Source organism: Dactylosporangium sp. NPDC000555, assembly GCF_040300025.1.
GTDB lineage: Bacteria > Actinomycetota > Actinomycetes > Mycobacteriales > Micromonosporaceae > Dactylosporangium.
Genome location: NZ_JBEPDB010000067.1, coordinates 13,776 through 36,380, shown reverse-complemented (window position 1 = coordinate 36,380; position 22,605 = coordinate 13,776). Strand labels below are relative to the sequence as shown.

The 22,605-nt window shown below is 69.0% G+C and carries 16 protein-coding genes, 1 pseudogene and 1 other annotated feature; of the genes and pseudogenes, 6 read left to right on the top strand and 11 right to left on the bottom strand.

Annotated elements, in window-relative coordinates; all coding sequences use genetic code 11:
* Positions 1-65: 65 nt before the first annotated feature.
* On the bottom strand, positions 66-704 hold the full coding sequence (locus ABT297_RS31270) for a diguanylate cyclase domain-containing protein (RefSeq protein ID WP_350555994.1): 639 nt from the start codon (positions 702-704) through the stop codon (positions 66-68).
* Positions 701-1,054, bottom strand: a complete 354-nt coding sequence (locus ABT297_RS31265) for a MauE/DoxX family redox-associated membrane protein (RefSeq protein WP_350555993.1) — start codon at positions 1,052-1,054, stop codon at positions 701-703. The genes ABT297_RS31270 and ABT297_RS31265 overlap by 4 nt, the downstream gene beginning before the upstream one ends.
* Positions 1,055-1,142: 88 nt before the next feature.
* On the opposite strand from ABT297_RS31265, the gene ABT297_RS31260 reads away from it, so the two are divergent.
* Positions 1,143-2,426: an outer membrane protein assembly factor BamB family protein gene (locus tag ABT297_RS31260; protein ID WP_350555992.1), complete on the top strand. Its 1,284-nt coding sequence runs from the start codon at positions 1,143-1,145 to the stop codon at positions 2,424-2,426.
* A gap of 1,021 nt (positions 2,427-3,447) precedes the next feature.
* Here the strand turns inward: ABT297_RS31260 and ABT297_RS31255 are convergent.
* The 3 genes from ABT297_RS31255 to ABT297_RS31245 form a co-directional block, all read right to left on the bottom strand.
* Positions 3,448-4,485 (bottom strand): tyrosine-type recombinase/integrase, encoded by a 1,038-nt coding sequence (locus ABT297_RS31255; protein ID WP_350555991.1) that lies wholly within the window; start codon positions 4,483-4,485, stop codon positions 3,448-3,450.
* A 242-nt stretch (positions 4,486-4,727) separates the two neighbouring features.
* Positions 4,728-5,444: a hypothetical protein gene (locus ABT297_RS31250; RefSeq protein ID WP_350555990.1), complete on the bottom strand. Its 717-nt coding sequence runs from the start codon at positions 5,442-5,444 to the stop codon at positions 4,728-4,730.
* A gap of 132 nt (positions 5,445-5,576) precedes the next feature.
* Entirely contained in the window at positions 5,577-8,672 is a 3,096-nt protein-coding gene (locus ABT297_RS31245; RefSeq protein WP_502885677.1) for a hypothetical protein, read from the bottom strand.
* A 326-nt stretch (positions 8,673-8,998) separates the two neighbouring features.
* Here ABT297_RS31245 and ABT297_RS43230 point away from each other — a divergent pair.
* A pseudogene (locus ABT297_RS43230) lies at positions 8,999-9,242 on the top strand (IS982 family transposase); the annotation flags it as partial.
* A 7-nt stretch (positions 9,243-9,249) separates the two neighbouring features.
* Here ABT297_RS43230 and ABT297_RS31240 read toward each other — a convergent pair.
* From ABT297_RS31240 to ABT297_RS31230, 3 genes are all read right to left on the bottom strand, one after another.
* Positions 9,250-9,852 carry a response regulator transcription factor gene (locus ABT297_RS31240; RefSeq protein ID WP_350555988.1) on the bottom strand — a complete coding sequence of 201 codons (603 nt, stop codon included), beginning with the start codon at positions 9,850-9,852 and terminating at the stop codon, positions 9,250-9,252.
* Positions 9,853-10,365: 513 nt separating this feature from the next.
* Complete coding sequence (locus ABT297_RS31235; protein ID WP_350555987.1) at positions 10,366-14,655, bottom strand: tetratricopeptide repeat protein; 4,290 nt, start codon at positions 14,653-14,655, stop codon at positions 10,366-10,368.
* Entirely contained in the window at positions 14,655-15,422 is a 768-nt protein-coding gene (locus ABT297_RS31230; protein WP_350555986.1) for an SMODS-associated NUDIX domain-containing protein, read from the bottom strand. Before ABT297_RS31230 ends, ABT297_RS31235 begins: the two co-directional genes overlap by 1 nt.
* Positions 15,423-15,736: 314 nt before the next feature.
* Between ABT297_RS31230 and ABT297_RS31225 the strand changes: the two genes are divergently transcribed.
* Positions 15,737-15,862 carry a hypothetical protein gene (locus ABT297_RS31225; protein ID WP_350555985.1) on the top strand — a complete coding sequence of 42 codons (126 nt, stop codon included), beginning with the start codon at positions 15,737-15,739 and terminating at the stop codon, positions 15,860-15,862.
* A 128-nt stretch (positions 15,863-15,990) separates the two neighbouring features.
* Here the strand turns inward: ABT297_RS31225 and ABT297_RS31220 are convergent, their stop codons facing one another.
* Together ABT297_RS31220 and ABT297_RS31215 are read right to left on the bottom strand one after the other, a co-directional pair.
* A complete protein-coding gene (locus tag ABT297_RS31220) occupies positions 15,991-16,590 on the bottom strand; it encodes a hypothetical protein (protein WP_350555984.1) in 600 nt (199 codons plus the stop codon).
* A gap of 78 nt (positions 16,591-16,668) precedes the next feature.
* Positions 16,669-17,535 carry a hypothetical protein gene (locus ABT297_RS31215; RefSeq protein WP_350555983.1) on the bottom strand — a complete coding sequence of 289 codons (867 nt, stop codon included), beginning with the start codon at positions 17,533-17,535 and terminating at the stop codon, positions 16,669-16,671.
* A gap of 157 nt (positions 17,536-17,692) precedes the next feature.
* On the opposite strand from ABT297_RS31215, the gene ABT297_RS31210 reads away from it, so the two are divergent.
* The 3 genes from ABT297_RS31210 to ABT297_RS31200 are packed head-to-tail and all read left to right on the top strand — an operon-like array spanning position 17,693 to position 19,691.
* Positions 17,693-17,968, top strand: coding sequence for a multiubiquitin domain-containing protein (locus ABT297_RS31210; protein ID WP_350555982.1), 276 nt, complete (start codon positions 17,693-17,695; stop codon positions 17,966-17,968).
* Positions 17,965-18,351, top strand: coding sequence for a hypothetical protein (locus ABT297_RS31205; protein ID WP_350555981.1), 387 nt, complete (start codon positions 17,965-17,967; stop codon positions 18,349-18,351). Before ABT297_RS31210 ends, ABT297_RS31205 begins: the two co-directional genes overlap by 4 nt.
* Positions 18,333-19,691, top strand: a complete 1,359-nt coding sequence (locus ABT297_RS31200) for a ThiF family adenylyltransferase (protein ID WP_350555980.1) — start codon at positions 18,333-18,335, stop codon at positions 19,689-19,691. Before ABT297_RS31205 ends, ABT297_RS31200 begins: the two co-directional genes overlap by 19 nt.
* Before the next feature lie 1,572 nt (positions 19,692-21,263).
* Here the strand turns inward: ABT297_RS31200 and ABT297_RS31195 are convergent.
* Positions 21,264-22,489 (bottom strand): IS3 family transposase gene (locus ABT297_RS31195; protein ID WP_502885676.1). Its coding sequence is split into 2 segments (ribosomal slippage): positions 21,264-22,201 and positions 22,201-22,489, totalling 1,227 coding nucleotides; the frame shifts between segments, so codons are not numbered across the junction.
* Positions 22,083-22,214 (bottom strand) — a sequence feature (AL1L pseudoknot). Its footprint overlaps the gene before it by 132 nt.
* Positions 22,490-22,605: the final 116 nt, after the last annotated feature.

Below are 22,605 nucleotides of genomic sequence, written 5' to 3'. Positions count from 1 at the left end.
TTTCCGCTGGTGGGAGGCGAAAAGTCGTGAGAGCGCTCTCTCGTAACGTGGGATTCACGGTACCGTCATGCGGCGGCGACGGCTCCGGCCTTGCGGGCGATCTTGATGCTGTACATCGCGGCGTCGGCGTCCCGCAGCAGCGCGTCGAGCCCGGCCGGGGTGCCGGTGGCCATGCCCACGCTGGCGCCGACCCGCGCCACGGTGCCGGCCACCGCGTACGGGCGGCTCAGCGCGGCGGTCACCTCGTCGGCCAGGCGCCCGGCCCGGTCCGCGTCCGTGTGCGGCAGGACGACCGCGAACTCGTCGCCCCCCAGCCGCACCGCGAGGTCGTCGGCCCGCACGCACGCGGCCAGCCGGCGGGCCGCGGCCACGAGCAACTCGTCGCCGGCGTGGTGGCCGTGGCGGTCGTTGACCTGCTTGAAGCCGTCCAGGTCGAGGACCAGGATGCTGAGCCGGGCCGCGGGCGGCAGCGTGGCCATGTGCTCGGCCAGCAGCGCCCGGTTGGCCAGGCCGGTCAGCGCGTCGTGGGTCGCCTGGTGGCGCAGCTCGCCGTGCAGCTGGCGCAGTTCCAGCACGCTGCGGTCGAGGTCGGTGAGCAGGCGGTCGTAGTCGTGGAAGGCGACGACCTGCCGGGTCACCACCAGGCCGGTGATGGCCAGCACGCCGGCCGCCACACCCCACAGGCGGGCGTCGGCCCCGGTCATGTGCAGGGCGTAGACGAGGAGATCTGCTCGCCGCCGCCGAAACACGCGCAGTCGAACGAGCGGTCGCGGGCGAGGGCCGCGACGACCAACCCGGTGAAGACGCTGAGCAGGAGCAAGGCCGCGACGGCAGGCCAGAAGGGGTTCGGCAGGACCGCCACGGCCACGCCGACGAGCACCTCGACGCCGCCGAGCGCCCGTCCGGCCCACGGCCGGATCCCGCGAAGCACGCCGAACCGCAGGATTGCCAGCGCGCTGGCGAACGGCCTTCGTAACTTCGGCGCCCCGCTCGCGACGAACATCGCGGCGAGTATGCCCATGGTCAATGGAAGTGCAGTCCCCGCGAATGACACGACCCGGACCATACGGCGAGAAGATTCACGTATGGGAATCTAGACATGGCGCAAACTTCGGTAGTGCCGCCCGTGGGATGGTTGGCGAATGGCTACGGTGATCGATCTTGATGCGCGGCCCCGTGGTGGCGGACGGCCGCCCGTCCGGCGCTGGTGGTCGGCCGCCCTGCTGATCGCCGTGGTGCTAACGCTGGCGGGGGGCGCACAGCCGGCGCTGTCGACGGACCCGGCGACGGTGCTGCGGGGCGACGGGGTGAGCGCCGTCGCCGGCGACGAGTCCGCGATGTACGTGCTGTCGAGGGACAACCTCGCGGCGTACCGGATGCCCGACGGCGCTCGCCGGTGGGCGGTGCCGGTCTCGGCCGGCACGCAGCTGCTGGGCGTGGACCAGGCGCGGGTGGTCGTCGGCGTTCAGGACAGCCCGAGCCCGGCCGACGCGGCGTTGGTCGGGCTCGGCGCCGCCACCGGGGCGCCGGTGTGGCAGTGGACCGGCTACGTGCCGGTGGTCCACAGCTGCGCGTGCGCGGACGGGGTCGTGGTCTCCGAGCTGTACCCACCGGGCGGCGATGCGGAGTCTGAGCGGCAGCGGTCGACCCCGTACCTGGCCGGCATCGACCTGCGCACCGGCGCCGTGCGCTGGTCGCTGGTCACGGCGCCCGGCGGCATCAGTACGGTCGTGTTCCAGTCCGGCCGGCGCGTCCAGATCGCGGCACTCGACGCCGACGGCACGCTGCGGCTGCACAGCGGCGAGACTGCCGAGGTCGTGCGGACCGTCAGGCTGGAGGACTCCGGCACGGTCAACGGGCTCGCACTGTCCGGCAACCGGCTGCTGGCCTACCGGGCCAAGCAGCGAAACATCCTCGAGGGCGCGGTCTTCGACCTGACCACCGGGCGGCGGATGTGGGAGCGGACCGCCGGGTACCTCTCCTGGTGCGGGGAGATGCTCTGCGCCTCGGAGGCGACGGGGGCGACGGTGGGGCTGGACCGGGACACCGGCCGTGAGCGGTGGCGCCTGGACGGTGAGCTGGACCTGGCCGGCCTATCCGCGTCGTACCTGCTGGCCACCCCGTCCACCCCGGTCGCCGGCAGTGGCCTGGTCCTGGTCCTCGACGCCGCCACCGGTCGGCTCGTGCGCCGCCTCGACGGCTGGGTGCCCGCCGGTGACCTGGCGGGCACCCAACTGCTGGTCGCGGGCCGCGGCGCCGCCGGTACCACGCTGATCGCACGCCTCGACGTCGAGACCGGCGCGGCGACGGTGCTCGGGCGGGCCGCCGCCCGCTCATCCGACCCGCCGGAGTGCTTCGCCACCGGGCCGCTGCTCGCGTGCCGGCTGGACCACGACTGGATCCCGGTCTGGCGGCCCGGCTCCTGAGCCGCTGAACTGGGGCCTGTGGGCAACCGCTCTACCGCCGCTTTCGGCGATCCTCGACCGGGTTCCGCGATCTTTACCTGCGCACCGCCTCGACACACGCATGGAGGGGAGCGATGCGGCTCGTCGCGAGGATCACGGCGCTCGCGGTACTGGCGTCGATCCTTGTCGTTGTTGCGGCCGACTCGGCGCCGCAGATTGCCACCGGGCGCCCCGCCACGGCACTTGGCTGGTGAACGACGGCAGGATGGTGTGGGGTAGCCAGTCAGCGGCCGTTGTCGGGACGGTTGCGATGGTCAGCGGCTCGTCGGTGCGCAGCGGGCGGGGCCGGTGCAGCAAGTCTGCATCGGCGATGAGGAGCAGCGTCTGGCCGGCGTCGAGGTCGTTGGTCACGGGGCCTGGCCTTTCGGTGTGTCGTCGTGCTGGCTTCGGCCGGGTCTGAAACCCATGCCACGCCGCCGCTGAGAATGCCGTCCTCGGTGATCGTGCAGTGCACGTGGCGGTGTTCGCCGTACCGGTCGGTGATCGCGGCGACGAGACGCCCGGCGAGGTGCTCGCAGCGCTGGCCGCCGAAGTCCGGCGGCCCGCCCGGTTAGGCGGGCTGATCCGCGAACGAGCTCCGAGGCCGACCTGCGGGTACGCCCGACGATGTCGCGGCCCGCGACAACGCCCGGGCGAACGAACCACCAGTCAGCACAGTGCACACTTGATTTCGGTCAAGTGGCCGCCGGTCAATCCGCGGCATAACGGGGATTCGAGCGCCCGATTTGAGCACTTTCGTCCATCTTGCTTAATGGATCATGGTGGGCGGCGCTAACAGCCACGTGTCCACAAAGGGCAATCGGCCTCGCCGTTTGCCCTGCTCAAACCGTCGGGACAGCGGGATTTGAACCCACGACCCCTTGACCCCCAGTCGTCGGAGGCCCCAGCGGCGTGCTCAGCAACGTTCTCCCAGGTCGCTTCAAGCATAAACCGGCCGAGTAAAGGGGTCCGTGGGTTTGGTGCCGCGCTGGCATTGATGTGGTCATGCCGCCTGCAGGTGGGGTGCGGTGCTGACGTCCATGAGGGTTGCTGTTGGTGTGATGAGTTGGGCGAGGTCGTGGGCGGCTTGTTGGCGGCGTTGGGCGTTGGTGCGGGTGTAGTAGCGCATGAGGGTTGCGGGGTCGTGGCCGAGGCGTTCGGCGACTTCGGGGATGCCGTAGCCGAGGTCGAGGAGGTTGGAGGCGAGGAGGTGGCGGATCTGGTGGGGTCCGATCGGGCGGACTCCCGCGGCTCGGGCGAGTTGGTTGAATCGGTTGCTGAGGTTGTCGGGTCGGAGTGGTTGGCCGCGTCGTCCGAGGAATATGTGGCCGGAGACGAGCGCCATCTTGGTGGTTGGTCTGGTGTTGGTCAGTGCGGTGAGGGTGGTTGGGTCGAGGAGCAGGGTGCGGGTGCCGTTGTGGGACTTGGGTGGCTTCTCCCGCACTTGGCTTGTGGGGTCTTCCACGACGCGTTGTCGGCGGACCGTCAGCGCGGCGAGGTCCGGTTCCAGGTCGCACCATTGCAGGCCGCACAGTTCGCCGCGGCGTAGGCCGGTGGTGAGCAGGAGTCGCCAGAGTGGGTAGAGCCGGTCGCTGGTGGTGTGGTCGAGGAAGGTGCGTGCTTCGGTGAGGGTCCAGACGGGCCGTAGATCGTCGGTCTCCCGGGGCTTGCGCGCGCCGAGGGTGCGGCCGGTCTGCTCGCCGAACGCTTTGGCGAGCACCAGGTGGCGGGTTCGCAGGGTGGTGCGGGAGTAGCCGGCGGCCTCCAGGTGCTGGTAGGCGCGTTCGGTCATGCGGGCGCTGAGCCGTGATGCGCGGACCCGGCCGATGTGCGGGTAGATCAGGTTGAGCAGGTGGCCGTAGTTGTAGACGGTGTTGGGTTGCAGTTCCTGTGTCCGGGCGGTGAGCCAGTCCTCGCACAGCGTCTGCACGGTGTCGGACAGCCGTAGCCGGGGTCGTTGCGCGTCACGCTGTCGGCTCAGCCGCCGGTACTCGGCCAGGGCGGCCTGTCGTGTGACGAACCCGCCCCGTCTGGCCTGCATGCGCGTTCCGGATCGGTCGCGACCAAGTTCCAGCCGGAACCCGAACAACCCCGTGATCGGATTCTGGACGATTACATCGACATCGGCCATGACACCTCCGCCGTCCGTTGATGCACGGCCCGGAGATGGGCCCGCCTCTTTCATGGGACCGCCGTGCGGAGTGACTCACAACCGCGATCCCTCCATCGGAGGACCCCTGATCGGGTGATCCGGCTCGTGGTGCACACGCGGGCTGCCAAGGCTCATGTGGACGACGGCGAGCTGTCCTTGCGGGGATCGGTGATGTAGGCGATGAACTTGGCCGCCAGTTCAGACGTGACGGCCTGGTACATCCCGTGACCGGTGACCATGCCGCCGAGACCGTCGATCCTCAGCAGGCCGGCGTTGGAAAGGTCGCGCACGACCACGTCGGTGAACTCGCGTTGACTGGCGAACTCCGGGATGCCTTCCTCGACGAGCTGGCGCCGCGATCCCGCGATTGTGTCCTTCTTCGTGGGGATGCCTCGCTGGTCGTACCACGCCTCCGGGTTGTTGAGCAGCGTCAGGATCTGGAGGTGAGCGGCCGTGTAGTCCTCAATCCAGCGCAGGAACATCAGCTGCGTGTCGGAATCTGGTGCGCCCGGGAGTGCGCTGTTGAGCACGGCATTGCGGAGCGCGTCGATTTTCAGTGCCTGATGGGTCCGGGTGGCGGCTTGCGTGGCGGAGGCGACGGCGTCGACGAAGATGTCGTTTGCTGCCAAGCTCTCAAGATCCATGCCTTCGACTTGGTCGGTGAGCTCGTCGACGGCCTCGGCCAGATCTTCGAGCCACTGGGTCATGCGGCGGTTGTAGGTGAAACTCACCGCGTAGGCGAACGCCACGCCCAACGGACCGCCGACCAGCGGCACCACGTTGAGGCCGGCCTCGACGGCCTTCTCCGTGATTTCGCGTCCAGTGCTCTTCGATGGGGGCTTCTCCACGGCTGTCACAGTAGCCATAACTGCAGCCGTTCGGCCGGACGTTCAACTCGTGCGAGTGGACCTGTCTTCGTACGCACTGCCCTTGTCTCAAGTGCAGGGGCTGCGTCGGGACTACAAAGCAAATCGGTCTCGTCACGGGTCGGCTGTTGCCGCCGACGAAACCTGATCAACGCCTGCGGAGGGTCGAGCCGCGGTGCGAATGCTGTGTCGTGCATCGGAGGCCAGAACACCAACTATCTCCCGCAAACCCTCAGGGTTCTGGGCGTAGGCGCGTGCTGCTGCCTCGGCAAGGACACGCCGCACCCGCGGATTACGGTCCTCAGCCAGGCGGAGGGCGGCTACCCGGTATCGCTCCGGTTGGCGGACGCAGAGGTGTGCACTGAGCTGCCGCACGTTCACATGGTGATGAGCGGCCAGCAGATCCGCGTCGAGCTCGGTGGTGACGGAATCCATGGCAGCCAATGCCAGCGCGGCTTGCTGGATAAGGGAATCCTCACCGCTGCGGAGCAGGTCGACCGCACGGTCGCGCACCCATCGGCGTTCGGCGTCGTCACTCGACGCGCATCCGGCAAGCCGCAAACCTTGACCGCGTAGAGTTGCCGTCCCCATGGAGATCCGAAGGAAGCTCAGTGGATGGGCCGGCCCTGTCATTTCGTCGTCGTGGGCGCTGCCGTCCTGGGCTCCGGTCACGAAGTGCTTGCTGCGCTGAAAGACGGCTGCTCGGACCGCTGGCTCGGCGTGCAGGACGAGGTTGGCTGCGGCGTCCAACGCGTTTTGCCGGTTCATCGCCGCCTCGCGGGCATCTTCTGCGATGCTCAGAAGCTTCTCGAGGCACGCCGTTCGTTCCGGCTGGTCGAGGAGGCTGGCAAGGTAGGCGTCGGTCACGATCAAGGAGCCGAATGCGGTCTGCCCGGCTTGCGGATCCGGCCGCGTCAAGATCCGGTCGGCGGCACGATGCGCTGCCTCCAGCGCGGCCGGTTCGTGGGGTGCCAGTTCGTGTCGAAGCGCCTGGGTTATCGGCGACTGGCCGTCGGCGAGTCGTAGGGCAGCAGTTCTGAGCACGTCACGCTGCTCGGTGGTCAAGAGCGGCAGGCTCGGTCCGCTGGAGCCGACGTTCCCCTTGATCAGGTCCAGGACTCGGTCGTCGGCAGTCAGAGCAACGGCTTTCCTGGCGTCGTGGCTGGCGAGGTCGAAGAGACGGGTGAGTGCCGGTACCGCGAGTTGCGGATGCGTGGTCGCGATGTCGATGCAGGTGGCGGCGTGTGCGTCGTCGCTGTCCCTGAACTGGTTTGGTTGTCGCGGAACGTCTGCGGCAAGCAGGTCAAGGACCGTCATCGCCTGCTCGGCGGTTGAGCGATGGGCGAAGGCGCAGGCGCCGGCCGTGGCCCGGTCTGTCACTCCGCCGCCGCCGAAACGGTCGATGAGCTCACCGTCACGCCCTCGGGCTGCCAAGTCGGTCAGCTCCTCGAGCAAGGCCGCCGCTGCTTTGTCGGGCAGGAGGTCGGCTTGGGCGATGGTGAGCACGATCCGAGCGCTCGTGGTCCACCACGGCTCCTCTCGGTCGAGCGTGACGGGGATCAGGCGGTCGCCGACCTGTTCGGCCAGTTCCTCGATCTTCTTGGCACTGCCCGACCTCGCGAAGAGCTCAGCGGCGGCTTCAGGTTCCTCGTTGTCCCGGTACAGGTCGCCGAGGAAACGGGCCGCTTCCAGTTCGACGGCCCAGCTGCCGGTAATGAAGGCATCGGTGAGCCACTGCCGCGCGTGCAGTACCGCCACCCTGGGACGATCATCTAGCACCGCAGCCCGCGCTCGTTCACTCGGGCGCTGGGCGCGGTTGAGCAAGCGATCCGAAGCAGTGTGCCGTAACGCCTGCGCAAGATGGTGCTCGTCGTCGATGCCGGCGACCAATGGGCCAAGGAGGTGTCTGGCGGACCGGATCGCGTAGAGCCAGTCCGCAGCGTCGTCGGCCAAGCCATCGTGGATGCCGTAGAGCACAGCGTCCCGCCAATGCTCGACGGCTTCGTCGAGTCGGCTTTCCTGCGCGCAGCGTCGTGCCTCTCGCGCGCTGACCAGCGCGGCCAGACGACCCGGCAGCTCGTGCTTGCGGGCGACCGAACCCAGCACCCGGCGTTCCTCGTGGTCGTACTCTGCCAGGACGAGACGCAGCCGAATCCCGATCTCCTCCGAGCCGGCCGCACCGAGCTGCCCGATGGTGGAACGCAGCAACGGATCGAGCTCACCCAACTGATGAGGAAGACCGGCCGCGACACCCTCGGCGAGTACCAGAACCAACTCCGGGTGGTACGGAACGGTCGTCGCGTCCGGGTCGGACAGTGCGCGGAGGAGATCGTCGGGTCGGCCGAGTGGGTCGCCGACGTAGTCCACGGCTGCCGCGACGAGCGCCGCGTGCCTGCGTGGCTCCGCTGGCTCGGAGTCCGCGCTGGCGTTCGTTTCGTTGACCACTTCGGTCAGCATGTGTTTCAAGCGGCGGGCCTCGTCGCGCTCGCCGCGGTTGAGCGCGTTGACGGCAAGCCGGGCGATTACTGCGGCGGCTTCTGCCGATTGACCCGCCTCTCGAAGTGCGCCGGTCTGCCGGTCGCGCATTACGGCAGCATGGCCTCGGTGTCCGGCGGCCTCCAGTTGTTCGGCCAGCTCTCGGTAGAGCACAGCGGATTCGTGCGGCGTGCCTACTCGCTTTTCCTCGGCCTGCCGCAACGTCGCCAGGACGTCTGACGTCTTGAGGGGGCCGACGAGGATGCGAGCGGCCTGCAGCTGCCGATCAGGAGGTGGCGCGGGCACGCCCGGCAGCGGGGCTGCCGTGCAGAATGTGGCTGCGGTCTCACGGGTCCAGAAGCGGGCGACGATATCCGCATTGCGGCGCAGATAGTCATTGATCTGCTCAGCGCCCCACAGGTCGAGTGTCAGTTCTGGGTGCTCGCCCTGCAACGTCGCAAGTTCGTCGAAGACCTGGGTCGGCTCGGTGTTCGCCGAGGTCGCCACGATCAGGTGCGTCGCGTGGAACGGGCGGCGGCCCGACGCGAATGTGGCGACGGCCCTGCGCAGGTCGGCCTTCGTGAAGGACCTGTAGTCCTTACACTGCACGACCACATAGGCGCCGTCAGGGTCCCGGCCGGCAAGATCGATCCCATGCTGCTTCTGGCCGAGCGTTCCGTAGCGGCGGAACCGGACACCGCGCAAACCCAGGACACGCTGGACAAGATCCAACATGAGCTTCTCGAAACGGTCCCAGCCGACGTGGAGATCGAGGTCGCCACCGGGCGGGCAGTTCCCCGGTCCGCCAGGCGTTGGGGGCGTTCGGAGATTCGCGTTGGTCGCGCACGGAGCCCAGGGTTGGTTGCGTACTCGTGCTGCCACAGCACGAGTATGCCCGGCATTCGTACATGACAGGCCTAGCACCGGTCGGCGGCATGAGCGCAAGCGTGATCAAGCGGCCGTCGAAGCCGGTCAACAGCATTGCGGCGCCCGTGACCCACGCGCTGGTCGTAAAAACGTAGCGCGATCAGCCCGACCACCGCCGCCGCCGGGTACCTCAGATCGACGACTGGCTCGGATGGCCACGCCGCACCGGGCGTCCACCGAGGTTGTCCGATGCGGAGTTGCTGACCATCGCGGTGGCTCAGGTCCTGCTCGGCGCCCGCTCCGAGGCCCGCTGGCTGCGTGCGGTTCCTGCCCCGGCACCTGCCTGGTGCGTTTCCGTATCTGCCGGGCTAGTCCGGATACAACAAGCGGCTGCGGGCCGCGGCGCCGCTGCTGCAACGCGCGATCCGGGCGGTCGCGCTGAGGTTCACAGCCAGCCGTTCCCGCGGGCGTGGACGATGGCCTCGGTACGGTTGGCAACGCCCCACCGCTTGTAAAGGGCGCGCAGGAGCCGAAACATCATCCGTTCGGAGTAGCCGGCGTGCTGGGCCAGCCGGGCGACCGTGAAGCCTTGCGCGAGCATGCGAACCCAGGCGATCTCCCTGTCCGTGGGAATGTGTTCGGCCGGTGGCCGGCGCTGCGGTGCGGTGAGTGCGCGGACCACCTCGGCCGGCAAAAGGCTGCGACCGGCGGCAACGGCCGACACCACGCTGCAAACTGTTTCGGGGTCGGCCTCCCGGGCCATGACGCCGACGGCCCCGGAGACGAGGGCCCGTACGGAAGTTGGGACGTCGCCGTGCTCGATCACGGCGATCAACGCGACCTGCGACCGGCTGTCGCGCAACGTGGCGAGGAGGGTCCAGTCGGCCGGGCTGAGCAGCGTCAGCATCACCATGTGCGCACCCACCTCGTTCGTCCACGACAGCAGGTCGTCGGGCGACTCGACATCGTAGCCCGCGCCGCGCATTGCCTCCGCTACTCCGCGGCCGAACATCGGCAGCGGATCGGAGACGGCGATCCGCACCGGCATCGGGGATGCCCTCTCAGCATTGCTCGGCAAGCTCCTCCTACCGTCTTACCTGGATGCAGGCTGGTCCAGAACGTGGCGGTGAACGCGACACAATCGCGACAGGATACCGCCATGGATGATGTCGGCCTGGCGTCAGTGACGTCATGGACGCGCGGAGTGCCCATCCCGTAACTTCAGGTGCAGATACACCGATGCTGCTTTCTTCTTCCCGTCCGAACGGATTTCGGCGCGCGTATCGCTATCGTTTCGACGACCTCATTCCGACGCGTTTCGCGCACCCTGATGAGGGATGGCAATGGTCAATGGAAACTTTCGGCGCATCGATCCCGGCGACGTGTCGCCGGGCCGAAAAGGATGGCGGCGGGGCGATCGGGTCCGCCGTCGGGATCCCCGTCCGGACCAGGCTCCGACAGGCGTCGTCGTCCATGTCAACCGGGTAGGAGTACTCCGGCTCAGAGTTCTCTGGACCGACAACACCGAAAGCAACGTCGCGGTTCGATCAGTCGACCGAATTCAGTAGGCGGTGCCGAAGGGCGGTCCGGCTCCGCGGGCCACCGCCGTCATCGCGGCAACCAGGCCGTCGTCCGCCCGCTCTCCGAAGCGTCCGAGCAGGATCGCATTCCGGCGTACGGCCCCGGCGGCGCTGGTGATCCGGCGCGCCCGGGCGAAGGCCTCCGCGGCCTGGGCGAGGCGCTTGGACTGCTGCTCGACCTCGATCAGCGCGAGGCCGAAACAGGCGAGGCCGCGCGCATCCCACGCCACGTAGTCGTGCTGTTCTCGTTCCAGCTGTCGGCCGGCGGCATCCATCGCGGTGAGAAAGGCGAGCCGTGCGCGGTCCGGCCGCCCGCAGCGGAATGCGGCGATCCCCAGCAGGCCGTTGGCCCCGATCGCGTGCGGACCGCGGTCCAGCCGGGCACTGATCTCCGCTGTGGCGAGTGCGTCAGCGTCCCGATCGAGGCAGAGATAGGCCAGGCCGAGGTTGAGGTTGGCCTGCCGAATGAGGTTCGGGTCGCGAGTTAGCACGCCGATCTCGGCCGCCTTCTGCGCCAACTCGCCGGCGGCCTCGGCTGCTCCGGAGTCGACCAGGATCGCCGCCTCTCCGTTGAGGCAGAGTCCAAGGCCGACCTGGTTCCGGTTGCCGGCGGCGGCGGCTACCGAGCGGCCCTCCCGCAGCCGCTCCATGGCCGCCGGCGTCTCGTCGAGCTGACCGAGGACCCAGGCGTGGCTGGCCAGAAGCTCCGGGAGGATGCGATTTCGGTCGGTGTCCGACAGGCGGCGGGCGGCGGACCGGGCGGCGGCGAACATGCGCAGTGCCCGCGCATGGTGACCGATCCGGCCGAGGCAGAGCGCGAGATTGCCCTGGGCGACGGTCGACTCGCTTCCCGTGCCGCCCACCAACCGGCTCTGCCACAGCTGCCGCCGATACAGCCGGCCGGCGCGGCTGAGCCGCCCGGCGTCGAAGTGCACGTTCGCCAGCTGGATGTCGAGTGCGAGGCGGGCCCGCGGGGCGCGCAGCCACGAGCATTCCCGGCGTGCCTGCGTCAGCTCGGTCAGGGCGCCGTCGATGTCTTCCTGCTGCTGCAGCGCCGCGACCAGACGGCGGCGGTTGTTCGCTTCCTCGGCGTCGTCCCCCACTCGTCCGCGGACCGCGCGCCGCCAGTCCAGCAGCACGTCGCTCTGCCCCCAGGGCCGGAGGTACTCGTCCTCGATGTGGTTCATGACCTCGTACGCCCGATGGAAGTCCCACGCCCGGATGCGGAGGTCGATCTCGCTGAAGTACGGACGGAGATCGAGCAGGCCAGTGACCTGAGCCGGCTGTGCCTGCTCGAAGTACACGGCGGCTCGGTACAGCAGGGCGAAGCGGGTCAGCACCGGAGGCACGTGACCGTGGTCGTCGAGGGCCCCCTGCGGTATGCCGTCAAGGACCTGGGCGCTCTCCGCGGCCGGCAGGAAGTAGTGCCCGTGGTCGTGGCGGACGATGCGCCGCTCATGGAGGCCGCGCAGCACTGGAGCGCTGTCGATCCCCTTCACGAACGGCTTCAGCAGGAAGTCGACCGCCGCCGGCGGCACCGGCCGGCGGTAGGCGGCGAGCGCCTGGAGCGCGCGCTGCTCGGTCCGGTCGAGCTGGGCGAAGGTCCAGTCGAACAGCGTCGGTGCGACGTTCTCCGGCGCCATGCGCTCGAGGTCGTCGAGGAGACCGACCACGGACCGGTCCGGGTCCAGTCGCAGGAGACCCACCAGTAGTTCGAGCGTCCGCGGATGTCCGCGGCTCACCTCGTACACGCGCTGCCGAAAGTCGTCATCCTGGGCCAGCGCCGACAGCCCCAGCGTCGCGGTGCGGTCCAGGGCGGTGAGGAACCTGATGGTGTCGGCGAACGGCAGGCCGCGCTCGATCGCGACGAACCTGACGTTCGCCGACAGGTCGCGCCGGATCTGCCGCGGCGGCCCGTCGGCCACCGTGAGGACCAGCGTCACGGAGTGCCCGGGACGACCGGCCAGCTCCCGCACCAGCGCGCCCAAATCCCGGTCCCGGAGGGTTCCGGCCGCGTCGAACAGGTGTTCCGCGGCGTCGAGGACCACCACGACGGACCGGCCATCGAGGCCCGCCAGTACGTCAGTCAGCTTCTCCCGCCACTCGATCGGGTCCGTCAGCCGCGCGGTGAGCCGCTCGCGGTCCGCGCCTTCCGGGAGGCTGCGCACCAGGTCGAGCAGGACCGTGGCCACGTTGACCGGCCGGTACCCGTCGGCCGACAGGTACACGACGGCGTCCACCGCGGCCCGCGGCCGAGGTGCGGCGAGCCGACGCCGCAGCTCCGCCGTGAACGCCGTCTTGCCGGCGCCGGACGCGCCGTAGACCAGGACCACCCGCGTCGATGCATCGCCGATCGTGTCCTCGACGCCGTGCATCGCTGCTACGCGGTCGCAGAACTCGCCCTCGGCGACGGCCGGTGCCTCGTTGACCAGCCGGACGTGGTGCGCCGAGACGGTCACGGCGGTGAGGTCCGACGGCACCGGCTCGTCGCGTCGGGGGCCGGCGCCGGCCGTCCGGCGCCGTTCGTCCTCCAGCCGCACACGTTTCTCACTGTTGTAGGCGTCGAGCCTTCGCCGCCGCGGCCCCGCCGCCCGTTCCGCCTCAGCCTCGGTCTGCGCGAGCTTCTCGGCGATCTGCCGGCGTACCTGCTCCGTCAGTGAGAGCTCGGCGACGCGGCGGGTGAGTTCGGCGAAGCCGTCGGGGCCCGCCTGCACCACATCCTGGCGATCGCCGAGTCGCATGGTTGTGGCGTCGGTCCGAACGGCGATCACGGGGAAGCCGCCGGCCTTCGCGGCGTCGAGCTCGCGCCGGCAGCCGTGGTCCACGACGCTGCGCTCGGAGAGCAGGTACACGACCACGTCCGGACTGCGCGGGCCGGCGTCGGGCGCCGCGCCGCGCTCCTCCGTGTGCAGCAGGACGTGGACGGTCCAGCTCAGGCCGCCGGCCTCCGCGTGGCGCTCCAGTTGCTTCTGGAGCGTATAGGCGGCCGGTCGGTCGCTCACGGCGGAGACCAGCGATACGACCACGTGCTCCGGCGCCTCCTCGGCCGCCGGTTCGACCGGGATGAGCTGCCTTTGCTCGGCGAACCGCAGGAACTCCGCCGTGGACCTGGCCGCGACGCGGAAGAACCACCGCCGCGTCGCGTCGTCGTGGTTCTTGTAGCCGGTGTGCCGCAGCGCGCCGGCCAGCAACGACAGCAGGTACTGCGTCCGCCACTCGATGAGGAACGACCTGGGCTGTCCGGCCCCGCGATGGATGGACCGGAGGGCATCGCCGGTCGGGGACGCCGCGGGGCCGGGTCGACCGGTGCCGTCGAGGAGCACGCGGAGCAGGACTTCCGCCGCGTCCGGACGGGCGGGGCCCTCGAGCTCGGCCGCGGCGAACGACAGGGACAGTTCGACGAGGTCGCGGGTCAGCGGCGCAGCCGGGTCGAACGCCGCCAGATCGACAATCCTGATCTGGTCGACCTCCAGCGGCGCGGGTGGGTCGCCGGGCGCCGGCTCGGGCACGGGGACGAGGATGTTGCCGCGATGCAGGTCGCCGTGGCTCAGGCCCCACAGGTACTGGACGATGACGCGCTGCGCGGACAGCCCCGTGCGGACCATCGCGATGGGATTCGGCAGCCGCTCGCCGTCGTCGGCCGTCGGTGCGCCGACCCACTGCTCGCCGGGCCGGGCCAGGCCTTGCTGCTCCGCCCACTGCTCGATCTTGTCGATTCGCTTTCGCAGTTCGTGGCGCAGGTAGTCGCCAACGAGCTTCCGCGTACGGGTGGGCCGGTCCGGCCATCGGTTGCCGTTCCAGTCCGTCAGGACGAGCCGTGCTACGGCCGCGCAGCAGACGGCCTGCACGTCGCCGTCGAGCCTGTCGACCGGACAATAGTCGAGCAGGTCGCCGGCAATGTCCTGAAACATGATGTAGCGTCCGTCGCCGACCGGCCACGGCCGGCCCCGCTGCCGAACCAGATGTCGCTTGGCGAAGGACTGGTTGTGCCGCCAGGCCTCCTCGTGCAGGCCGGTTTCCCGCTCCTCACCGGCGGGGATTACCTTGATGATCTGCTTGTCCGAGCTCCAGGCACCGTCCGGACGCCGTTCCTCGAAGAGGATGACCGCCACAACGGCGCCGGTGTAGCCCGACGCGCTCCAACCGGGGCTCGGAGCCTGGACGACGCCGCCTCCGGCCATGGCCCATTCCCGCAGGGCCTCGGCGACCTGCGGGTCCAACAGCGAGGCGAGCGGGTCCTCGCTTCCACCGGCCGCGGCTGCGGGTGCCATCAGCGCAGCGCGGGCAGATCTTCGTGGATCCGCCGTTCGCCGAGCAAGAATGCGGACTGCGGGCTGACGAGGTACCGCTCGCAGCGCCCCTCTTCAATGTCGGCGGCCGTCGCCAGAATGATCGCCGTTTCGCCGGCGTCGCGGCCCAGCGTGAGCAGGCACTGTACGAGCTGCAGCGCCTCCGGGGTGTCGGCGATAATGTCGTACACCTCGAACGAACGGATTGTGCGGTACTCCTTGCCGAGCGTCGGGCGGGGCCCGTCAACGACGGCACGGACTTTCTGGAACCGCAGGTTCTCGACCAACGCCATCAGCTCGGGGTGCCCCGCCTCGGCCAGTTCCTCGCGTAGCTCGCGATGCAGGCACTCGGGACCGGACTCGCGGTCCGCGCCGCTGTCGAACCAGCGCAGGAAGCCGAGGCCGAGCCGCGCCGGTACGAAGCCACGCAGGTCGCGACTCATCGTCGCCTCCCGGCCGGGCGGCCGGTGCTCGACGAAGCCGACCGCGTCCAGGGCCGCGCGCGCCGCGCTGGTGTACTTGAAGACGCCGCCGGGCGGACCGTAGGCATCCGGGCGAAACGGATGCTGCATCAGGATGTAGCCGTCGTCGTCCTTGATACGCAGTAGGGCCGCGACCGACACCCGCAGCCGGCCTGACCGGTGCAGCGCGGCTCGTAGCAGCCCTAGGCGGCGCCGGTACTGCCATGCCAATCCACCGACGGCGAGCAGGGCCGCGGTGACCAGGCCGGCGACGATGTTGGCGAGCACGCGGCGCCTCCCGTCCGGCGACCGGAGCGACCGATCGCGGAAACCGAATGCAACAACCTCGATGCTGCCTGTGACCGGACCGCCGCGTCAACAGCCATTCCGGGTCTCGTCGCGATATCGCTCGTGAGTCGCCGTGACGACTACCTGCGCAACGTCTTCAACGCACTCAAGTCGCTGATTGGGCTGTGCGTCGTCAGTTGGACGAGAGACTCGAGTGCCGCCATATCGTGAGTGATCGCCCGCGAGGTCAGCCTGGCGCCGGACGACCGTAACCGCCAGTTGGCTATCGTGTCATTCGCGTTCTGGTCGAACTCGTGCTGGGCGCAGCGCTCACGGCAATCGTCGCGCTCGGCGTGCTGCGGTTCGGCTCGATCGCGGATGCGCTCGTCCTTGCCGGCGCGTCGCTGATCCTCTCCGTGGGCTCGACCGGGATCGGCTAACTGCAGCCGCTCGGCCGAACGATCAATCCGTGCGGGGGAGACGTCTCGTCGTACGTATTGCCCCTTGCCTCAGGGTCTCTCTGAGCAAGAAGGCGTCATGAGAGTCGTGTCTGCGTGGGTCGATGCAGTCATACAGCGGTCGTTTCGCGCGGAGAGAGCTCCGGTACGGCGTAGGTGAACTCTTTGCCGCCGCGCTCGGCGACGCCCGGGCGGCGCAGCAAGGCTCGCGCAGCGACCAGTCGCTTGAGCCGGTTGTTGGCGTTCGGTGCGGTGACCCTCATGCGCTCGGCCAGTTGGAGCGCGGTGAAGGTGCCGAGTTGCCGTGCGGCTTCGAAGGTTTCGTTCAGGACGGCTGATGCGGCCAGCACGAACGGCTGTCCATCACGGTCTTCCAGGGCGATGAGGTCGCTGCGTTCGAGGCAGATGGTGATGGTTTCGCGGACATCCTCCTCCAAACCAGTCAGTAAGACGGTTGCCGGGCTTCGGTCCGTGCTGTCGCTGTTGTTGCCGGTGGAGGCGAGGGTTGCGTAGTAGCGAGCGAGGAACTCGTCGCAGTAGCTGTGGGTCATGGCGTCGACCCCGGTGAAGTCGATGACCAGGGTGTACGTGTTCGCTGGAATCTTGTCTTGCAGCTCACGCAAGACCAGCTTCGCGGGCTCGCGTGTAGCGAGGAACTTCCCGTGCGGTCTCACGGGGAAGGTGAACGACGTCGCGGCATCCGGTTTCACGTGACCGATTGAAACACGTTCGGCGTGCCTGCGGTAGCCCGACGCGCGATCGTCCCTTGTCGGATGCACCTGCGCGTGCTAAGTGCGGCGGACTCGCAGTGAGGCCCAGGTGCCGTTCATCGGTGCGGTGAAGGTGCTGTAGTTGATTTTGCATTCGCTGCGCAGGACAACGCTGGCCACGGCGCCGTTGCTGCGGATGATTAGCCGGCCGCCGCCGTCGCTCCGCGCATATTTCCCGAGGTCGCCCAAGCCGTAGCCGCGGCGGTTGCCGCCGGGAACGCCGCTGACCTTGTGCTGCAGGGCGCGTTCGAGTGCGGCACGGCTGTCGACAAGGTCCTGGTGTGGAGCGCTGGCGCGGAGGTGCTCGAAGATGCCGACCCCCGCGTCGCAGACGGTGAAGGCGAATCCGGGCCAGTTGCTGGTCACACCGGTGAGCAGCTGCGCAGCGGTGAACGCGCCGACATCGCTGACGCCATGCGTGGTGGCGTTGTCCAGCAGCTCGCTCATGGCTTTGAATGCTGCGGCACCCGCCTTCCGGCCCAGGCGGCCGAAGGCCATCTCACCGAGTCGCTCGGCGACCTGCTGACTGTCCGCCGTCGTGACCTTGGTGACCTCGAACAACGTGTCGCGGCGGTCTCTGCGCCCCGTCGCCAGTGGCGACCCGTCGAACTTGCAGCCAGCCTCCTCGAGCAGGTCGATGACGTTCATCCGCCCGAGGTAGGAGGTGACCTTCTCGTCGTAGGGCAGCTGCAGGCGCACATCGCGACCCTGGTGGGCGGCGTCCGTGCCGATGGTGACCAACGCGGCGAGTTCCAGCGGGCTCGCCCATCTCAAGGACCGCGTATCGAGCAGGAGGGTGTCCTGGTCCTCGATGTAACGGGTGACCAGCTCGGCGTGCTGCAACGGAATGCGGCCAGCGAGCTCGATCTGCACGCCATCCAGCATGGCAGCTCATCCGCCCGCCGCCCACTCGCCGCGCGGCCCACGCCGCGACCACTAGGGTCTTGACAGCACTACGGATCACCAGTTTAAATTTTTCCCGTGAAACTGAATTGCTGGGCCGATCCGTCGACCTAGTGACCAGACCGAAGGAGGACTCGCCGTGACGGCTCTCAAGGCCGAACAGCAGAACGACGGGGCCCGGCCGCCGCGCACCGTCGAGGTCATCGTCAACACCAAGCCCGTCGAGGTGCCCGAGCGGGAGGTGACTGGCCTGGAGATCAAGCAGGCCGCGATCGCGCAGGGCGTCGACATCCAGCTCACGTTCCAGCTGTCGGTCCACCACGGCGGGAAGTACCACGTGATCGGCGACACCGACACCGTCCGGGTGCACCGGCACGAGGATTTCCTGTGTGTCGACAAGGACGACAACTCGTGACCGACTTGGTCCCGGCGGTCACCCGCGGCGTCGACGCAGTCCGCGCACACTTCGCTGGCAAGCCGGTCGAGGTCGTGCCGGACGGCGCCGGCGGCGCCTACGTGACCGTCCACGACGTGGAGGTCGGCTCGCGCTACCTGCCGTCGCGGACCTTCCTTGGGTTCCAGATCAGCGCCGCGTACGACAGCGCCGACGTCTACCCGCACTACCTCGGCGTGGTCACCCGTGCCGATGGCCTGCCGCATGGCGAGGGCATTTCAGCGACCAGTTGGCGCGACCAGCCGGTCCTGCAGCTCTCGCGCCGGTCCAACGGCTGGCGGCCCGGCCTCGACAACGCGGCCCTCAAGGCGGAGAAGGTGATCACATGGTTCGCGTCCCGGTGAACCCGCCGACGCACGGCTGGAGCCTGACGGTGCCGCCCCGACTGTGGCGGGAGCTGACCGACCACCTGTTCCGCGACGGCGGCGAGCACGGCGCGGTCATCCTCGCCGGGCTCGCCGACGGCCCGCGCGGCCCTCGTCTGCTCGCCCGGGAGGTGCTGCTCGCCCGTGACGGCGTCGACTACACCATCGGCACGGCCGGGCACAGCGCGCTCACCGCGACGTTCGTCCGCGACGCCGTGATCCGGGCCCGCAACGAGCGGCTGGTCTACCTGGCCGTACACCGCCACCTCGGCACGGACGCGGTCGGATTCTCCCGGGTCGACCTGGCCAGCCACGAGCGCGGCTACCCGGCGCTGCGGCAGATCACCGGCCTGCCGGTCGGCGGGATCGTTTTGGCCGATGCGGCGGCGGCCGGAGACCTGTGGCTGCCCGACGGCGGCCGAGCCGCCCTCGCCGAGCTGGTCGTGCCGGGCGGCAATCTGGTCCGGCTCCGGCCGCGTTCTGCCCGCGGGGGGCAGGCCGCGGCGATCCACGACCGGCAGGCCCGCCTCTTCGGCGACCTCGGCCAGGAGACCCTTGGGCGGATGCGGGTCGCGATTGCGGGCCTCGGCGGCGTCGGCTCGATCCTGGTCGAGACGCTCGCCCGGCTCGGTGTCGGCGCGTTGGTGCTCATCGACGACGAGACCGTCGAGGACACCAACCTGCCCAGGCTCGTCGCCGCTGACCCGAGCGACGTCAACGCGGCCAAGGTCGAGCTGGCGATCCGCAACGCCCGCCGCGCCAACCCGGACATCGACCTGACCGTGCTGGCCGAGCGGATTGAGACCCCCCGGGCGCGCGAGGAGCTGACCCGCTGCGACTGGATCTTCCTGGCCGCGGACTCACACGCCGCCCGGTTCTGGGTCAACCGGGCCGTCAACCAGTTCCACATTCCGGCCACCCAGATCGGGGTCAAGGTACGCGTCGGCGCCGACGGCACGATCGGGCAGATCCACGCGGTCGCCCGCCTGCTCATCCCGGCCGGCGGGTGTCTGTGGTGCAACGAGCTCATCGACCCGACGGAGCTGGCCATCGACATGCACCCAGACCGGGAACGCGACGCGGCCCGCTACGTCCCGGGCGTGCCCGCACCGAGCGTCATCGCGCTCAATGGCCTCGTGGCCATGGAGGCCGTTGACCAGTTCATGCTTGCCGGCACCGGGCTGCATCACGACCCAGACGACACCACGTGGACGCTGTACCTGCCACGCGACCGCACGCGGATCCCGCAGGTGCCCCGCCGGGACCCGGCGTGCCCGTGGTGCTCCGAGGCCGGGCAGCTCGGGCGGGGACAGCACTGATCCCACTGGCGCCGGGATTCCGGGCACGTCTTCCTCGGAAACCCGGCGCCCGTCCGTCACGCGGGCTCACCATGCGGCATAAGCGGAAGCCAAGATCGCTCGACCGCGTTTGCATGACGCGGCACCTCCAGCGGCGTCAGGAACTTTTGTCCGCGGCGCCGCCGGGCCACGAACTCGTGCACGGCGGCGGATCGGCGAGGTCCGCCCGGATCGGGGTGAACGAGGTACCGTGGGCGGCACCCGGGTGGCTGCCTCGCCGCCGGCCTGCTCCAGCGCGGCGTGATGCTGATGATGTCGGCGCCCGCCGCGGCGATCGCGAGCCCGATGCCGCGTCGGCACCCCGGTGACCACGGCCATCCGGTCGGACAGTAAGAACAGGCTCATGTGTCGCCTCCGCAGTCCAACACCATTTGGCGTCGCAACCGGCATCGAGGGCGCGGAACGTTTCGCCAACCTCCATGGGGCGGTACGACCCGAGATGTCAGGGCATCGGCCGACACGCCGCTTTGTGCACAAAGCGGGCGGCCTGCACGTAGTCCTCCCGCCGGTACACGCGCATGCCGATGATCTCCAGCTCGCGCCAGGACACCGCTTTCGACCGCACCGGGAAGCGACTAGCGTGCCGCACCGTTCGCAGGCCACGCAGGGGTCCCATCCAACCAGGGACCAGCAACCAATGCTCGCGAACTCGTGGACGAAGCGTGTACCGCGAATGTCGCCGGGCGACAGCACGAAGGTACCAACGACGTGGTCGCGGCCGTACGGGGCCTTGTCGATGGCGTAGGTGCTGGGGTCGAGCAGCGGAGGGTTCACATGATGGTGATCCAGCAGCGACCGGGGCGGCCCCGCGGGAAGGCCGACCAGCCGGACGGGGACACTCAGCGCGTTCCGGCCCGCAGCGCACCGGAACCTCTCCACCGCGGCAGTGTGGCACTCCGAGCCACACGAACGCAGCCGAAAACGCCTACCCGCTGCACTGAGGATGACTGCAGGTCGCAGGGTGTGGAACAATCGGGGACATGATGATCACCTTTGGGAGCGATGGCGCGTAAGCCACCCGGGCACGTCCGCGCCAACCTGCCTCGGCGACGGGAGCCTGGCGTACGGATCGCCCTTATCGATGGCGTGTCGGCAAGCGGGCTCGGCCGAATCGCTCGCCTCGAACGGGCCGATCTTGGTCCCGGGGCTGTCGCGGCAGCGTTGAAGGCGTGGCAAGAATTCGCCCGTGCCTCGGACGATGAGCGTGCCGACAAACTTTTCTACGGTCATGTGGGCTGTTGCCCTCATCCGCTAGCTGACCGCGAAGTCTTGGAGCGTGTACTGCAAATACTGCCGCCCAAGGATGCACGAGCCCTCCGCCGACGGATCGACGCGTTGGACGACCGGATCGGGTCCCTCGAGCACTGATGCGGCGCCCTGATGAGGGTCATGCCGACGTATCCGCAGGTCAGCCGTCAACCCTGCAGCTCCATCGCGTGCGGGCGGCTCAGCTGCCGGGTGGACTAGTAAATAGATGGACCGGTGACATGCAAGTGCTGAACTGAAGCGCCCCGGGTTTCGTGGAGGCCGTGATCAGTGGGCTGTGTCGACAGTAACTGGTGGATAGTTGAGGTAGTAGAGGGCTTCGTACTCGGCGGGTGGGCGGTAGTCGCAGGCCTCGTGGAGCCGGCGGTGGTTGTACCAGTCGACCCATTCGAGTGTGGCGATCTCTAGTTGGTCTGGGGTGTGCCAGGGTCCTTGTCTGGCAACGAGTTCGGTCTTGTAGAGGCCGATTACGGTCTCGGCCAGAGCGTTGTCGTACGAGTCGCCGACGGTCCCGGCGGACAGCTGGGCGCCGGCGAGTTCAACCTCGTGGGTGTAGCGGATGGACAGGTATTGCGAGCCGTGGTCGGAGTGATGAATGAGGGCGTCGCGGTCGGGTCGGCGTTGCCACAGCGCCATGGTCAACGCATCCAGGGGCAGGTCGGTGCGCTGGTGTTCGGCCAGGCGCCAGCCGACGATTGCGCGGGAGTACAGGTCGATGACGAACGCGACGTAGACGGTCTGGCCCTCGATCGGGACGTAGGTGTAGTCGGCGACCCATCGGGTGTTCGGCGCGGTGGCGGTGAAGTTCCGGCGCAGCAGGTCGGCCGGTTTGGGCAGGGCCGGGTCGGATCTGGTGGTCCGTGGGGTCCTGCCGCGGCGGGCACCGCGAATGCCGAGGCGGCGCATCAGCCGTTCCACCGTGCAGCGGGCCACCTGCTCGCCGTCGCGTAGCAGCTGCCGCCAGATCTTGCGGGCGCCGTAGACGCGGTAGTTGGCGTCGTAGGCGGCCTGGATGAGCCGGCACAGCTCGTCGTCACGGACCGATCGGGTCGACGGGGGCCGGTTGCGGGCGGCGTAGTAGGTCGACGGGGCGATCGGCAGGCCGGCGTCACGCAGGACCTGGCAGATCGGCTCGACCCCGTAGAGCGCACCATAGATGTCGAGGAAGGCGACTATCTGGTCTGTGGCGGGTCGAGCTACCGCGCGAAGAAACTCGCCGCCGCCTTCAGGATGTCGTTGGCCCGGCGCAGTTCCCGGACCTCCCGCTCGAGCTCGGCGATCCGCTGCCCGTCCTCGCTCGACGTGCCCGGCCGCGCGGCCGAGTCGACCTCGGCCTGGCGGACCCAGCCCCGCAACGCTTCACGGTGAACGCCCAACTGGTCAGCAACCCGAGCGATCGCGCCCTGCTTCTGACCAGTCGACTTCCGCATCTCGAACACGAGCCGAACCGCGCGCTCGCGCAGCTCATCGGGGTACTTCCTCGGTGCAGCCATGGTGGCTCCTACCTTTCCAGGATTCGGAGCCTCCAAGAAACCCGGGGCGGTTCAAACCCCGCGTGATCCATCGAACCGCAATGCGGCACCTGGCAGGGAGATGTCGCCCTCCCAAC